Raw genomic sequence first — 14,380 nt, forward strand, 5'->3', positions numbered from 1 at the left:
GAGGCGGTCTGTCGCGCGGCGCGCGACCGGGCCAAGCTGTGCGCTGTACTTCGTGGTCATCGCATGACGAGGAGGCACCACCGCGTGGGAAGACGGATACTCGCGGCGCTCGCCGCGGCAGTGGGGTTCGCGCTTTTCGCGGGCCCGGCGGCCGCGGCCACCACCGCGCCCCCGGCAGAGTTCGGCACCGACTGGCACGACCCCCTGACGGCCGCCCCGCCCATCGCGACCCCCGGCGGCCCGTCCTGCACCACCCAGATCGTGGCGGCGCAGTTCAGGGACTTCACGCCGTACACGAGCACCTACACCCCGCCGCGCGGCTGCGGTGACCGCTGGAGCAAGGTCGTGCTGCGGCTGGACGGCCAGGTCGCCGGGCGGCAGTACGACCGGCTGGGCTATCTGCGGATCGGCGGCGTGGAGGTGCTGGACACCTCGACCCCCGAACCGTCGCCCGAGGGCATCGCCTGGAAGGTCGAGAAGGACGTCACGCGGTACGCGGCCGCGCTGCGCGGCCCGCAGCCGGTCGAGATGCTCATCGGCAACGTCGTCAACGACACGTACACCGGCGTGATCGACGTCAAGGTCTCGCTGACGTTCTACCCGGCACGCGGAGCGGGCGGCGGGGACCCGGCGGGAGCCGCGCCGGACCAGGTGCTGACTCTGGCCGGTTCGCACAGTGAGGGCACGGCGCTCGTCGGCGACCTCACCACGCCGCGCAACAGCGAGCGCATCGTCGCCGAGGTGTACGCCACCGGATCCGGCGGCGGCTGCGAGGAGTTCTGGTACCTGGCGGTGCCCGCCGATGTGCCGTACTCCTGCCAGGCCGGTGGTCCCTACCGGGAGGTGCAGCTGCGGGTGGACGGCCAACTGGCGGGGATAGCCGCGCCGTTCCCGACCGTGTGGACCGGCGGCTGGTCCAATCCCTTCCTCTGGTACGTGATCCCGGGCCCGCGCGCCTTCGACGTCAAACCCGTCGAGTACGACCTGACGCCGTACGCCGGCCTGCTCAACGACGGGAAGGCACACCGCGTCGAGGTCTCGGTGCTGGGCGTGCCCGCGGGTCAGAGCGGCTGGAGCGTGCCGACGAACGTGCTGGTCTGGCAGGACGAGCACCGCGCTCATGTGCCGGGCGCGCTGACCGCGCACCAGGAGAGCACCCCGGACACCTCCACCTCCTACCGGCCCGGTGACGAACGGGCCCTCGACGCGACCGGCAGCCACAGCCTGACGGTCTCCGGCTATGTCGACACGTCGCACGGCCGCGTCGCCACCACCGTCCGCCGCGCGCTGTCCGCCACCTCCACCCACCGGTGGAACGCCGACGAGAGCACCGACGCGCTGACCGCCCGGTGGACCGACGACGCGACGGTGACCACGGCCGGCCACGGCCCGGCCACCAGCACCGCGGTACGCCGTGCGTACACGATGGACGGCCGTACGTCGGTCGGCGCGGCCGACCGGCTGCGTACGGTGATGCTGCTCGGCGACCGCGCCGACACCGTGGTGACACGCGGGGGCCGGACCGTCGGCAGGTCACTGTTGGACGACGTCTACCAGGGCGACGCGTCCTTCACCCTCAATGTGCCGCGCGAGCAGCGGCACGCCACCGGCACCTCGTCCGAGCACTACCGGATACTCGGCTCGGACGCTCCCGGCGGTTGCTACGACCGCCGGATCGCGACCGCGCAGGGCGCGCTGACGGAGGACCGCACGATCCGCTGAACCGGCGCGTGCAGGCGTTTGGAAGAGGTTTCCGCAAGTAGTTGAAAATGTTTCCACCGGTCTCTTGACGTGCTCACAGCCACGGCGGGAAGCTCCTCGGCGGAACCCCGTGGGACGCGGGGTTCCGCACCCCCACCCGGCGGCTTGGCGCGGGCTGCCTTCGAGGGCACAGCTGTGCCCGCACTCCGGAGGAGCCGCTCATGCGATCCCGCACATCCCGGGTACCCCGAACACCCACGCCATCCACGCCATCCACGCCATCCCGGACCTTCCGCTCCTCCCGCCGATCCCGGGCCCTGCACGGCGCGCTCGCCGCACTGCTCGCCGCGACCGGCCTCACCGTCGCCGCCCAGCAGCCGGCGCAGGCGACCCCGCCGGGCAGCAAGGACGTCACCGCCACCCTCTTCGAGTGGCGCTTCGACTCCGTCGCCAAGGCGTGCACCGACACCCTCGGCCCGGCCGGCTACGGCTTCGTGGAGGTCTCCCCGGCCCAGGAGCAGATCCAGGGCGCCCAGTGGTGGACCTCGTACCAGCCGGTCAGCTACAGGATCGCCGGACGGCTCGGTGACAGCACCGCGTTCCAGCACATGGTGGCCACCTGCCACACCGCGGGCGTCAAGGTCATCGCCGACGCGGTGATCAACCACATGGCGGCCGGCCCCGGCACCGGGACCGGCGGCACGAACTACTCGAAGTACAACTACCCCGGCTACTACCAGGACCAGGACTTCCACACCTGCCGCAGCAACATCACCAACTACGCCGACCGGAACAACGTCCAGAACTGCGAGCTCGTCGGGCTCGCGGACCTGGACACCGGCAGCGACTACGTCCGCTCCACGATCGCCGGCTATCTCAACAACCTGATCGCACTGGGCGCCGACGGCTTCCGGATCGACGCGGCCAAGCACATTGCGGCGGGCGACCTCGCCGCCATCAAGTCCAAGCTCAGCAACCCGGGCGTCTACTGGGCGCAGGAGGTCATCTACGGGGCCGGTGAAGCGGTACAGCCGGGCGAGTACACCGGCACCGGGGACGTGGACGAGTTCCGCGCCGCCACCGACCTCAAGCGGATCTTCACGAGCGAGAAGCTGTCGTCCCTGAGCAACTGGGGTGCCTCCTGGGGCTATCTGCCCAGCGTCAACGCGAGGACCTTCACCGACAACTGGGACACCGAGCGCAACGGCTCGACCCTCAACTACAAGGCGGGCGCCACGTACACCCTCGCCAACGTCTACCTGCTGGCCTGGCCCTACGGCTCGCCGAACGTCTACTCCGGCTACGAGTTCTCGGACAACGACGCGGGCCCGCCCAACGGCGGCACGGTCAACGCCTGCTACGCCGACGGATGGAAGTGCCAGCACGCCTGGCCGCAGATCGCCGGCATGGTCGGCTTCCGCAACGCCGTCTCCGGCACCGCGGTGACCAACTGGTGGTCCAACGGCAACAACGCCATCGCGTTCGGCCGCGGCAGCAAGGGCTTCGTCGCGATCAACCACGAGAGCGGCACGCTCACCCGGACGTACACCACGTCGCTGCCGGCGGGCAGCTACTGCGACGTCCAGCACTCCGGGACCAGCTACACCGTCGGCTCCGACGGCCGGTTCACGGCCACCATCGGCGCCAACGACGCGGTGGCGCTCTACACGGGGGCGACCTGCGCCAGCGGCGGCACGGGCGGCGGCGGGACCACCGACCCGGCCTCCGGCGCCTCCTTCGCGGTCAACGCCACGACCACGCCGGGCCAGAACATCTACGTCACGGGCAACAACGCCACCCTCGGCAACTGGGACACCGGCAAGGCCCTGCTGCTCTCGTCGGCCGCCTACCCGGTGTGGAAGCTCGACGTCGCGCTGGGCGCGGGCACGTCGTTCGAGTACAAGTACCTACGCAAGGACGCCGCCGGGAACGCGACCTGGGAGACCGGTGCCAACCGGACCGCCAAGGTGCCCGCGAGCGGAAAGGTCTCACTCAGCGACAACTGGCGCGGGTGATGGTGGGCAGGCGGTCAGGATCAGGGGAGACTGGCACATTCCAGTTTCGTGATCACAGAGGGGATTCCTGAGTTATGAAGGGCTTTCGTACGTTCCTGCTGCGCGGCAACGTCGTCGAACTCGCGGTCGGCATCGTGGTGGGTGCGGCCTTCACCGCACTGGTCAGCGGCTTCGTCAAGGCGTTCCTGACCCCGATCGTCGGGCTCATGTCGGGAGCTTCCGGCGACTACTCCCGCAAGGCGTTCACCGTCTCGGGAGTGACGTTCCCGTACGGCGCCTTCATCGACGCGACGATCAGCTTCGTGATCGTCGCCTCGGTGATCTACTTCCTGGTCATCCTGCCGATGAACCGGATGCAGGAGCGGTTCTTCCCGAAGGCCGCCGCGGCGCCGATGGGTGAGTGCCCGGAGTGCCTGACCCCGATACCCCAGGCCGCCCGCCGGTGCAGCGCCTGCACCGCAGTGGTCCAGCAGGTGCCTTCCGAGAACGGCGCCGGCCACCGCATGCCGTCCCAGCGCTAGCGGTCGCCGGCGGTTCGCGGTTCCTCCCGGCGGAGGGAACGCCGCCGGGTGAGTTCCACCACGACGCCCCCTCGGGCGCGCTTCAGCAGCGCGGCCGAGGGGGCGCCGCCGCGTCCAGGGTGGCGAGCAGCGCGGTCAGCGCCTCGCGCTGGGGGGTGTCCAGCGGAGCGAGGAGATCCTCGGCGGCGGCCCGGCGGGCCAGCCGCAGCCGGTGCAGCGTCGCGCCGCCGGCCTCGGTCAGCTCGATACGGATCACCCGGCGGCTGGCGGGGTCGGGGATCCTGCGCACCAGGTCGTGCGTCTCCAGCGCGTCCACCAGGGTGGTCACCGCACGCGGAACGACATCCAGCCGCCGGGCCAGGTCCGCCATCCGCGGCGGGGCCTCGCTGTGCGCGACGGTCCGCAGCAGCCGGGACTGGGCCGGGGTGATGCCGAGCGGCTCCAGGTGCCGGCGCTGGGCCCGGTGGAGGCGCTTGGTCAGATTGAGCAGCTGGTCGGCGAGGCGGCCGGTGGTCTCGGCGGCGGCGGACTCCGCCGCGGACTCAGCGGCGGGTTCGGGCGCGGTGGTGGTGCGGGGATCCATGGCCCAAGGATATCAGGATGTAAGTCATTGTGAACATAGGTAACAATGACTTACACTCCTAAAGTCGGCCCGGCCCGGCGGTCTGTGCGGGCACTGTTCCGACACCGCCGGACCGAACCGGCACCGACCTCCAGCAACCTCCCGAGGAGCCCTTTGCACCCCGACAAAACACGGTGGACGCCACCGCCCAAGGACCCCGACACACCCACTGACGTACGCCGCATCGTGCGGCTCTTCCGTCCCTACCGCGGCAAGCTCGCCTTCGTGGGCGTGCTGGTCGCCCTCTCCTCCCTCGTCTCGGTCGCCTCGCCCTTCCTGCTGAAGGCGATCCTGGACACCGCGATCCCGCAGGGCCGCACCGGGCTGCTCAGCCTGCTCGCCCTCGGCATGATCGCCACCGCCGTCGTCACCAGCGTCTTCGGCGTGCTGCAGACCCTGATCTCGACCACCGTCGGCCAGCGCGTCATGCACGATCTGCGCACCTCGGTCTACGAGCAGCTGCAGCGCATGTCGCTCGCCTTCTTCACCAGGACCCGCACCGGCGAGGTGCAGTCCCGTATCGCCAACGACATCGGCGGCATGCAGGCGACCGTGACGTCCACCGCGACCTCGCTGGTCTCCAACCTCACCGCCGTCATCGCCTCCGTGGTCGCGATGCTCGCCCTGGACTGGCGGCTGACGATCGTCTCGCTGCTGCTGCTCCCGGTCTTCGTGTGGATCAGCCGTCGGGTCGGCCGTGAGCGCAAGAAGATCACCACCCAGCGGCAGAAGCAGATGGCCTCGATGTCGGCCATCGTCACCGAGTCGCTGTCCGTCAGCGGCATCCTGCTCGGCCGCACCATGGGCCGCTCCGACTCGCTGACCCGCTCCTTCTCCGACGAGTCCGAGCAACTGGTCGACCTCGAAGTGCGCTCCAACATGGCCGGGCGGTGGCGGATGTCCACCATCGGCATCGTCATGGCCGCCATGCCCGCGCTGCTGTACTGGGCCGCCGGCCTGACCATGAGCAACGGCGGGCCCGCCATCTCCATCGGTACCCTCGTCGCCTTCGTCTCGCTCCAGCAGGGACTGTTCCGCCCGACCGTGAGCCTGCTGTCGACCGGTGTCCAGGTGCAGACCTCCCTGGCGCTCTTCCAGCGCATCTTCGAATACCTCGACCTGCCCGTCGACATCACCGAGCGCGCCGACCCGGTCCGCATGGACCGCGCCCGCGGCGACGTGCGCTTCGAGAACGTCGACTTCTCGTACGACCCCTCCGGCGCCCCCCGCACGCTGCACGGCATCGACCTCGCCGTACCGGCCGGCGGCAGCCTGGCCATCGTCGGATCCACGGGTTCCGGCAAGAGCACGCTCAGCTATCTGGTGCCCCGGCTCTACGACGTGACGGGCGGCCGGGTGACGATCGACGGCGTCGACGTCCGCGACCTCGCCTTCGACACGCTCGCCGAATCGGTCGGCGTCGTCGCCCAGGAGACCTACCTCTTCCACGCCTCGGTCGCCGAGAACCTGCGCTTCGCCAAGCCCGACGCGACCGACGAGGACATCGTCGCCGCCGCGAAGGCCGCCCAGATCCACGACCACATCGCCGGTCTCCCCGACGGCTACGACACCCTCGTCGGCGAACGCGGATACCGCTTCTCCGGCGGCGAGAAGCAGCGGCTGGCCATCGCGCGCACCATCCTGCGCGACCCGCCGGTCCTCATCCTCGACGAAGCCACCAGCGCGCTCGACACCCGCACGGAACAGGCCGTCCAGGAAGCCATCGACGCACTGTCGGCCGGCCGCACCACCATCACCATCGCCCACCGGCTCTCCACCGTCCGCGACGCCGACGAGATCGTGGTCCTCGACGCGGGCCGGATCGCCGAACGCGGCACCCACGACGAGCTGCTGGCACGCGACGGCCGCTACGCGGCGCTGGTCCGCCGTGACGAGCGGCTCTCCACCGCCGAGTTCGCCAAGTCCGCGTAGACCCTCGGATCAGCCGCTCACCGCGCCGGTTCGCCCACCAGGATCACTTCCAGCGTGCGCGGACCGTGCACGCCCTCCACCCGGTCGAGCTCGATGTCGCTGGTGGCCGAGGGGCCGGAGATCCAGGTCAGCGGGCGGGCGGGGTCGAGGCGTTCCATCGCTTCGGGGATCGAGTCGACGATCTGGCCGGGGGCCAGGACCACACAGATGTGATGGTCGCGCACGAGCGTGATGCGGCGCCTGCCCTGGCCCGCGGAGCCGTCCAGCACGATGGTGCCGGTCTCCGCGACGGCCACGGCGCAACCGGTCACCACGCTGTCCACCGCGTCGAGTTCCCGCGCCGTCAGGGCGAGGGTGTCCGCGACGAGTTCCACCCCGGTGAGGGCGGAGAGCCAGCTGTCGGGCAGGCCGTCGGGGACGACGGCGGAGCGGGCGCCGCGCTCGGCGAGCAGCGTGGCGATCAGCTCCGCCAGCCCGTCGGCCGGGCACCGGTGGACCAGTGCGCGGTAGTCCGCGAGATGGACGGCCAGCAGGTCGGCGGTCTGCTCCGGGGTCCGGGTCCCGTGCACCCGCAGATAGTCGCGGTCCAGCGGGACGCTGCCGGGGAGTTCGTCGCGCGGCACATCGGCCAGCGCGCGGCGGATCCGTCCGAGGACCCGCTCCCGGCTGCTCGCACCGCCCGGCCGGCTCACAGGGTTGGGGTGGCTCATGTGTTCTTTCCTTCTCCCCGGGTGCGCTGCCACCAGTCACGGAACGATTCGGCGGGTACGGCCGGCAGTTCGCGGGTGGCGGACCAGGCCCGCCCCGGGCCCGGCAGCCGGGCGGGGTGCAGCCGCCGGGTGCGGGCGGCCAGCCGCTGGCCGGCGCGGAGTGCGGCCGGATGGTCGAGCGTCCAGCGGGCGGCGCGCATCGCGGCCCGCTCGGCGGCGTGCCCCTTGGCCGGCTTGATGACGGCCCGGGTGCCGCGCAGCGTCACCGCTCCGCCCTCGACCACCCGTTCCCGCAGGTGGACCAGGACTTCGGGGATGTCGATCGCGACCGGGCAGACCTCGTAGCAGGCGCCGCACAGCGTCGACGCGTACGGCAGTGAGGCGTCCAGCGCCGAGGCCGTACCGCGCAGTTGCGGGGTGAGGATGGCGCCGATGGGTCCGGGGTAGGCGGAGCCGTACGCATGGCCGCCGGCCCGCTCGTAGACCGGGCAGACGTTCAGACAGGCGGAGCAGCGGATGCAGCGCAGCGCCTGGCGGCCGACGGTGTCGGCGAGGGTGTCGGTGCGGCCGTTGTCGAGCAGCACCAGGTGGAACGTCTGCGGTCCGTCGCCCTCCGTGGTGCCGGTCCAGGTCGAGGTGTACGGGTTCATCCGCTCGGCGGTCGAGGAGCGGGGCAGCGTCTGGAGGTAGATCTCCAGGTCCTGCCAGGTGGGGATGGTCTTCTCGATGCCGACGACCGAGATGAGGGTCTCGGGCAGGGTCAGGCACATCCGGCCGTTCCCCTCGGACTCCAGGACGACGAGGGTGCCGGTCTCGGCCACCATGAAGTTCGCGCCGGAGATGGCGACCTTGGCCCGTAGGAACTTCTCCCGCAGGTGCAGCCGGGCCGCGTCGGCGAGGTCGGCGGGCTCGTCCGACAGCCCGGCGGGCGCCGCCCGGCCCCAGTCGCCCATCCGCTCGGTGAAGATGTCGCGGATCTCGGACCGGTTCTTGTGGATCGCGGGGACCAGGATGTGCGACGGGAGATCGTCGCCGAGCTGCACGATCAGTTCGGCGAGGTCCGTCTCGTAGGCGTGGATGCCGGCCTCGGCGAGGGCCTCGTTGAGCCCGATCTCCTGGGTGGCCATCGACTTGACCTTGACGACCTCGGTCTCGCCGGTGGCGCGGACGAGGTCGGTCACGATCCGGTTGGCCTCCGCGGCGTCGGCCGCCCAGTGGACCACGCCGCCCGCGGCCGTGACCGCCGTCTCCAACTGCTCCAGATAGTGGTCGAGATGGCGCAGCGTGCGGTCCTTGACGGCGGCGCCGGCGGCCCGCAGCTGCGGCCAGTCGTCCAGCTCGGCCACCGCCACGGCGCGTTTGGCGCGGATGGTGTGCGTCGCATGCCGCAGATTGCCGCGCAGCTGGGTGTCCTGGGTCGACTTCGCGGCGGCCTCCGGGAAGGCCGGCATCCCCAGATACGTGCCGCTCATCGGACCTCTTCCATCGGGTAGGGGTGCTCCTCCGTCGCGGCGAGGATCTCGGCGATGTGCACCGGCCGGACCGGCGAGCCCTCCCGGGCCAGCGTGCCGCCGATGTGCATCAGACAGGAGTTGTCGACGGTGCAGACGGCCGCCGCCCCGGTGCCGGCGATGTGCCGGGTCTTGTCGGCGCCCATCGCGCCGGACACCGCCGCGTTCTTGACGGCGAAGGTGCCGCCGAAGCCGCAGCACTCCTCGGCGCCCTCCAGCTCCCGCAGCTGCAGACCTCCGACCTTCTCCAGCAAGGCGAGCGGGCGCCGCCCGAGCCCCAGGACCCGCAGCCCGTGGCAGGTGGGGTGGTAGGTGACCGCGTGCGGGAAGTACGCCCCGACGTCGGTCACCTTCAACACGTCCACCAGGAACTCCGTGAGTTCGTACGTCCTGGGCACCACGGACGCCGCCGCTTCCGCGAGGCTGTCGCCGCGCCCCTCGGCGGCGGCCTTCGCCCCGATCCGCGGATAGTTCTCGCGCACCATGGCCACACAGGAACCCGACGGGGTCACGATGTAGTCGTAGCCCTCGAAGGCGGCCGCGTACCGGTGCACCAGCGGCTCGGTCTCGTGCCGGTAGCCGGTGTTGAACTGGGGCTGCCCGCAGCAGGTCTGCGCCGGGGGAAAGTCGACGTCCACGCCCAGCCGTTCGAGCAGCGCCACGGTGGCCCGCCCGGTGTCCGGGTAGAGCATGTCGTTCACACAGGTCACGAAGAGGGCTACGCGCATGGGCTCATACTGCCGTAGCGCGGGAGCAGTGGGAAGCAGACATCGGATGTTTTCTGGCGTGCCGTGCTCCAGTGGCCTCGTAGCGCCCAGGGGGCAGCCGTATCGAGGGCGCCGGGGAAGGCGGGGAGCTCCCGCCGCGAGCGCGAGTTGACCATGGGCGGAAGGTTAGCGCTCCCCGCGGCCGGGCGGTCAGTGCGCGAGGGCGGGGGACCGTACGGGGGTGGGCTCCTCCGGTTCACGGGCTCCGCGGGCTCCGCCGGCGAGGAGTTCGCGGATCTCGCGGACCGCGGTGCGCCCGGCCCGGTTGGCGCCGATGGTGCTGGCGGAGGGCCCGTAGCCGATGAGGTGGATGCGGGGGTCCTTCGCGACCCGGGTGGTGCCGTCCAGCCGGATGCCGCCGCCGGGCTCACGCAGCCGCAGCGGGGAGAGGTGGTCGAGGGCCGCGCGGAAGCCGGTGGCCCAGAGGATGACGTCGGCCGTCAGCTCGCGGCCGTCGTTCCAGGCGACGCCGTGTTCGGTGACCCGGTCGAAGGCCGGCAGCGGGTCGAGGATCCCGCGCGCCTGCGCGGCGCGAACCGCCTCGGTGGCCGCCAGGCCGGTGACGCTGACCACGCTCTGCGGCGGCAGCCCGGCCCTGACCCGCTCCTCGACGAGGGCGATCGCGGCGCGGCCCCAGTCCTCGTCGAACGGCTGCTCGCGGAAGAGCGGCGGACGCCGGGTGACCCAGGTCGTGTCGGCGACCTCGGCGAGTTCCATCAGCAGCTGCACGGCGGAGGTCCCGCCGCCGACGACGATCACCCGGCGGCCGGCGAACTCCGCCGCGCCCCGGTAGCCGGCGGTGTGCAGCTGGCGGCCGAGGAAGGTCTCCTGGCCGGGGTAGTGCGGGATGAAGGGGCGGTCCCAGGTGCCGGAGGCGTTGATCAGCGCGTGGGCGGACCACGCTCCGGCGTCCGTCTCGACGAGCAGCCGCCCGCCGCCCGCCTCGCGGACCGCCGATACGTTCACCGGGCGGTGGACGCGCAGGTCGAAGGTGTGCTCGTAACGGTCGAAGTACTCGGAGACCACCTCGGCGGAGGGCCGGGCCGGGTCGGCGCCCTCCAGCGGAAGGCCCGGCAGGTCGTGGACGCCGTGGGCCTTGGCGTAGGTGAGCGAGGGCCAGCGGAACTGCCACGCGCCGCCGGGGCCGGGGGAGTGGTCCAGGACGGCGAAGCCCTCGTCGGGACGGAATCCGGCGCGGCTGAGGAAGTACGCGCTCGACAGGCCCGCCTGTCCTGCTCCGATGACGGCGACGTCGACCTCGTGCACTCCGCTCAAGTCGTTCACGGTTCTACCAACCGTGGGCGGCGCGGAAAGCTTCCCGCGAAGGGTCAGTGGCGAGTGGCCGAAGCGTGCGCCGAAACAGAGGTCGAGGAGGAGGCCGCGGCCTGTTCCGCGGCCGTCGGTGCCGGCATCCGCGGCTCCGACGCCCAGCGCCGCAGCCTGGCCACCCGCTCGGCGGCCTCCTCCAGCCGGGCGGGTGCGAGGTCCCCGTCGGCCACCGCGCGGGCGGCGGCGGTGTGGATCGCCTCGCGCACCCCCGCACCGCACGCCGGGCCGAGCTGTACGAGGTCGACGCCGGCGATCCAGGCCAGCACGGCCGCGCCCGGCACGCCCCAGCCGTTGACGATCGACGGGGCGTCGAGGGTGTCGCTGACCACCACCCCGCCGTACCCGAGGTCGCCGCGCAGCACGCCCGTCACGGCCTGGCCGCTGAGGGTCGCCGGGAGGCCGTCGCCGCCCGGAACGGGTGTCCGTCCGGCGGTGATCGCCCGCACCCCGGCGGCGGCGCCTTCGGCGAACGGTCGCAGCGGGCCCTCGCCGGTGAAGGGGCCGAGGGCCGCGGCGACCCCGTGCGCCTGCAGATCGGTCACGAAGACGCGGGTCTCGTCGGCGCGCAGCGCCGGCCGGACGCCGAGATGGAAGTTGGCTCCCAGGCCCACCAGTTCGGCGGCCGCGGAACTGCCGCTGCCGCCGGTTCCGGAATCGTTGGCGCGAGGGCTCGGTGCTCCGCCCGGGCGGCCGGTGAGGCCGTCCGGGAGCCGCTCGTGCAGCGCGTCGGTGATCCGGCGGGAGGCGTCGGGAGAGCTCGCGTAGGCGACCACTCCCGGCATCCCCCGGTCGAGCCCGAGCCGTATCCAGTCCGGCAGCCGTTCGCTGCGGCAGGCGGGGAGCAGGCAGGCGTCGACCAGCGCGGCGATACGGTGCAAGGTGTTCACGTCGGCTGTCCCCCTTTGGCGCGCGGCGGCAGTGGGAGGGTATCCCGACAGCGGGCAAATGGTCCAGACCAATCGGGAAGCGGCTGCCCGTCCGCCGGGAACGATCTCCCGGCGGACGGGCAGCCGTGAACTCCGCCGCTCAACGCCCCCCGGCGAGCAGCAGCGGCGCACCGCCCGGCGCGGACGCCGGACGGCCGTTCGTGGCCGGGACCCCGGCCAGCGGGGAGCCGGGGACGGTGTCGAGCAGTCCGCGTGCCGCCAGCTCGGGCGTCACGCCCTCGCCGAACCAGTACGCCTCCTCCAGGTGCGGGTAGCCGGAGAGCACGAAGTGGTCGACGCCCAGGGCGTGGTACTCCTCGATCCGGTCCGCGACCTCGGCGTGGTTGCCCACCAGCGCCGTTCCCGCGCCGCCGCGCACCAGCCCCACCCCGGCCCACAGGTTGGGGGAGATCTCCAGCTTGTCGCGGGAGCCGCCGTGCAGGGCCAGCATCCGCTGCTGGCCGACCGACTCGCTCTTGCCGAGGGCCTGCTGGGCGGCGGCGACGGTGTCGTCGTCGAGGTCGTCCAGCAGCCGGTTCGCGGTCGCCCAGGCGTCCTTCGACGAGTCGCGCGAGATGACGTGCAGCCGGATGCCGAACCTGACCGTGCGGCCCTCCGCCTCCGCGAGCCCGCGGATCCAGTCGATCTTCTGCTTGACCTGCTCGGGCGGCTCCCCCCAGGTCAGATAGGCATCCGCGTTCCGGGCCGCGACCGGCCCCGCGGCCGGCGACGAGCCGCCGAAGAAGACCGGCGGGCGCGGCTCGGGCGGCAGCGCCACCAGGCCGCCCTCCACCTGGTAGTGCGCGCCGTGGAAGTCGAACGGCTTGCCCTCCCAGGCGCCGCGCACCACCGTCAGGAACTCGTCGGTCCTGGCGTAGCGGTTGTCGTGGTCCAGATGGTCGCCGAAGCGCTTCTGCTCGGTGGAGTCACCGCCGGTCACGACGTTCAGCATCAGCCGGCCGCGGGTGATCCGCTGGTACGTGGCGGCCATCTGCGCCGCCAGCACCGGCGAGATGACGCCGGGCCGGAACGCCACCAGGAACTTCAGCCGGTCGGTGTGCTGCGAGAGCGCCACCGTCGTCAGCCAGGCGTCCTCGCACCAGGTGCCGGTCGGCGTCAGGACGGCCTCGAAGCCCAACTGGTCGGCGGCGCGGGCGATCTGCGCCAGGTAGTCGATGTCGGGCGCGCGGACCCCGCTGATCGGAGTGATCCGCGAGCGCTTGATGCCGCCGTCGGTGTAGGCGTGGCGGTCGACCAGAGTCCGGCCGTCGCCGCCCGTGGGAAGGAACCAGTGCAGGTGCACGGACATCAGGAGGAGGCCTTTCCAAAGGTGCGAGCCGGTGTGTTCGACGCCGGCAGACCGGTGTTGAAGCGCTGGTCGACGAAGTCCTTGAACGTGAAGTGGTTCGGGATCAGCCGGAGATCGGCGAAGGTGTCGGCGATCTTCTGCTCGGAGGCGATCGCGGCGTCGTCCACGGCGACCGCCACCCGGGTTCCACTGCTGCGCTTCACCGCGTCCAGCGCGACGGCGTAGGGCAGCCCGGTCTCCTTCGACCAGACCTTCGCCCACTCCTCGGGGTGCTTGAACGCCCAGTCCTGGGCCCGGCGCAGCCGGCCGAGGTAGTCACCGATCGCCTGGGACTTGTTCTTGTCCGCCAGTGCCGCGGGCGCGGCGACCTGGAAGGACAGCCCGTTGACGACGCCGTCCCCGGTGGTCAGCACCCGGGCGCCGGTGTTGCGCAGGATCTGCGAGGTGTAGGGGTCCCAGATGGCCCAGGCGTCCACCCGGCCCCGGCTGAACGCCGCCAGGGCGTCGGCCGGCTGCAGATAGCTGACCTTGACGTCGGTGAGCTTCAGGCCCGCCTTCGCGAGTGAGGCCACCAGCTGGAAGTGGGCGGAACTGCCCTGCGCGACCGCCACCGACTTGCCCTTGAGGTCGGCCACCGACGTCAGATCCGAGTCCTTGGGCACCGCGATGACCTCACCGGCGGACGAGCCGTGCGAGGCGCCGACCACCGTGACCTTCGAGTGGGCGCCCGCCGCGAAGACCGGCGGGGTGTTGCCGACCCCGCCGATGTCCACGGCCCGCGCGTTGACCGCTTCGAGCAGGGGTGGCCCGGAGGTGAAGGTCGACCATTTGATCTTGTACGGGACCTTCTCCAGTTCCCCGGCGGCCCGCAGGATCGTCTCGGAACCGCCTTTCTGGTCACCGACGTTGAGCGTGACGCTTCCCAGGCCACCCGAGGTGTTCGACGAGCCCGAGGAGTCGTCGGCCGCGGACGACCCGCCGCAGGCGGTCAGCAGAAGGGCGAGCGGGAGCAGAAGGGCGGGGGCGAAGCGTTTCAT

General features: G+C 71.8%; 12 protein-coding genes. 4 read left to right on the forward strand and 8 right to left on the reverse strand.

The features are described 5' to 3' along the window. Positions 1-120 precede the first annotated feature (120 nt). The 3 genes from G3I60_RS17900 to mscL all read left to right on the forward strand — a co-directional run bounded on the left by G3I60_RS17900 (position 121) and on the right by mscL (position 4,237). Positions 121-1,722, forward strand: a complete 1,602-nt coding sequence (locus G3I60_RS17900) for a peptide-N4-asparagine amidase (RefSeq protein ID WP_343241954.1) — start codon at positions 121-123, stop codon at positions 1,720-1,722. A 200-nt stretch (positions 1,723-1,922) separates the two neighbouring features. After that, the gene (locus G3I60_RS17905) at positions 1,923-3,716 is read left to right on the forward strand and encodes a carbohydrate-binding module family 20 domain-containing protein (protein ID WP_164607461.1); all 1,794 of its coding nucleotides are present in this window, start codon (positions 1,923-1,925) and stop codon (positions 3,714-3,716) included. 74 nt (positions 3,717-3,790) lie between these two features. Continuing rightward, on the forward strand, positions 3,791-4,237 hold the full coding sequence (gene mscL, locus G3I60_RS17910; RefSeq protein ID WP_164294282.1) for a large conductance mechanosensitive channel protein MscL: 447 nt from the start codon (positions 3,791-3,793) through the stop codon (positions 4,235-4,237). Between the two features lie 82 nt (positions 4,238-4,319). Here mscL and G3I60_RS17915 read toward each other — a convergent pair whose 3' ends face one another. After that, positions 4,320-4,820: a MarR family winged helix-turn-helix transcriptional regulator gene (locus tag G3I60_RS17915; RefSeq protein WP_164294281.1), complete on the reverse strand. Its 501-nt coding sequence runs from the start codon at positions 4,818-4,820 to the stop codon at positions 4,320-4,322. 153 nt (positions 4,821-4,973) lie between these two features. Here G3I60_RS17915 and G3I60_RS17920 point away from each other — a divergent pair, with 153 nt between their 5' ends. Next, positions 4,974-6,791 (forward strand): ABC transporter ATP-binding protein, encoded by a 1,818-nt coding sequence (locus G3I60_RS17920; protein WP_164294280.1) that lies wholly within the window; start codon positions 4,974-4,976, stop codon positions 6,789-6,791. 17 nt (positions 6,792-6,808) lie between these two features. On the opposite strand, the gene G3I60_RS17925 is transcribed toward G3I60_RS17920, so the two are convergent. The 7 genes from G3I60_RS17925 to G3I60_RS17955 all read right to left on the reverse strand — a co-directional run bounded on the left by G3I60_RS17925 (position 6,809) and on the right by G3I60_RS17955 (position 14,380). After that, a complete protein-coding gene (locus tag G3I60_RS17925; protein WP_164607463.1) occupies positions 6,809-7,501 on the reverse strand; it encodes an LUD domain-containing protein in 693 nt (230 codons plus the stop codon). Further along, positions 7,498-8,973: a lactate utilization protein B gene (locus G3I60_RS17930; protein WP_164607466.1), complete on the reverse strand. Its 1,476-nt coding sequence runs from the start codon at positions 8,971-8,973 to the stop codon at positions 7,498-7,500. Before G3I60_RS17930 ends, G3I60_RS17925 begins: the two co-directional genes overlap by 4 nt. After that, the gene (locus tag G3I60_RS17935) at positions 8,970-9,740 is read right to left on the reverse strand and encodes a (Fe-S)-binding protein (RefSeq protein WP_138353107.1); all 771 of its coding nucleotides are present in this window, start codon (positions 9,738-9,740) and stop codon (positions 8,970-8,972) included. Before G3I60_RS17935 ends, G3I60_RS17930 begins: the two co-directional genes overlap by 4 nt. 189 nt (positions 9,741-9,929) lie before the next feature. Further along, entirely contained in the window at positions 9,930-11,054 is a 1,125-nt protein-coding gene (locus G3I60_RS17940) for an NAD(P)-binding domain-containing protein (RefSeq protein ID WP_203673254.1), read from the reverse strand. A 53-nt stretch (positions 11,055-11,107) separates the two neighbouring features. Continuing rightward, entirely contained in the window at positions 11,108-11,995 is an 888-nt protein-coding gene (locus tag G3I60_RS17945) for a glycoside hydrolase family 3 N-terminal domain-containing protein (RefSeq protein ID WP_164607468.1), read from the reverse strand. Positions 11,996-12,134: 139 nt separating this feature from the next. Continuing rightward, positions 12,135-13,343, reverse strand: coding sequence for an LLM class flavin-dependent oxidoreductase (locus G3I60_RS17950; RefSeq protein ID WP_164607470.1), 1,209 nt, complete (start codon positions 13,341-13,343; stop codon positions 12,135-12,137). Beyond that, positions 13,343-14,380, reverse strand: a complete 1,038-nt coding sequence (locus G3I60_RS17955) for an ABC transporter substrate-binding protein (protein WP_164294275.1) — start codon at positions 14,378-14,380, stop codon at positions 13,343-13,345. The genes G3I60_RS17950 and G3I60_RS17955 overlap by 1 nt, the downstream gene beginning before the upstream one ends.

This window comes from Streptomyces sp. SID13666 (assembly GCF_010548325.1).
In the GTDB taxonomy this organism is placed as follows: domain Bacteria; phylum Actinomycetota; class Actinomycetes; order Streptomycetales; family Streptomycetaceae; genus Actinacidiphila; species Actinacidiphila fildesensis.

Bases quoted from the DNA above. Each gene is read 5' to 3' on its own strand.
- G3I60_RS17955 (WP_164294275.1), bottom strand. From the start codon at position 14,380: ATGAAACGCTTCGCCCCCGCCCTTCTGCTCCCGCTCGCCCTTCTGCTG.
- G3I60_RS17950 (WP_164607470.1), bottom strand. From the start codon at position 13,343: ATGTCCGTGCACCTGCACTGGTTCCTTCCCACGGGCGGCGACGGCCGG.
- mscL (WP_164294282.1), top strand. From the start codon at position 3,791: ATGAAGGGCTTTCGTACGTTCCTGCTGCGCGGCAACGTCGTCGAACTC.
- G3I60_RS17935 (WP_138353107.1), bottom strand. From the start codon at position 9,740: ATGCGCGTAGCCCTCTTCGTGACCTGTGTGAACGACATGCTCTACCCG.
- G3I60_RS17925 (WP_164607463.1), bottom strand. From the start codon at position 7,501: ATGAGCCACCCCAACCCTGTGAGCCGGCCGGGCGGTGCGAGCAGCCGG.
- G3I60_RS17930 (WP_164607466.1), bottom strand. From the start codon at position 8,973: ATGAGCGGCACGTATCTGGGGATGCCGGCCTTCCCGGAGGCCGCCGCG.
- G3I60_RS17905 (WP_164607461.1), top strand. From the start codon at position 1,923: ATGCGATCCCGCACATCCCGGGTACCCCGAACACCCACGCCATCCACG.
- G3I60_RS17915 (WP_164294281.1), bottom strand. From the start codon at position 4,820: ATGGATCCCCGCACCACCACCGCGCCCGAACCCGCCGCTGAGTCCGCG.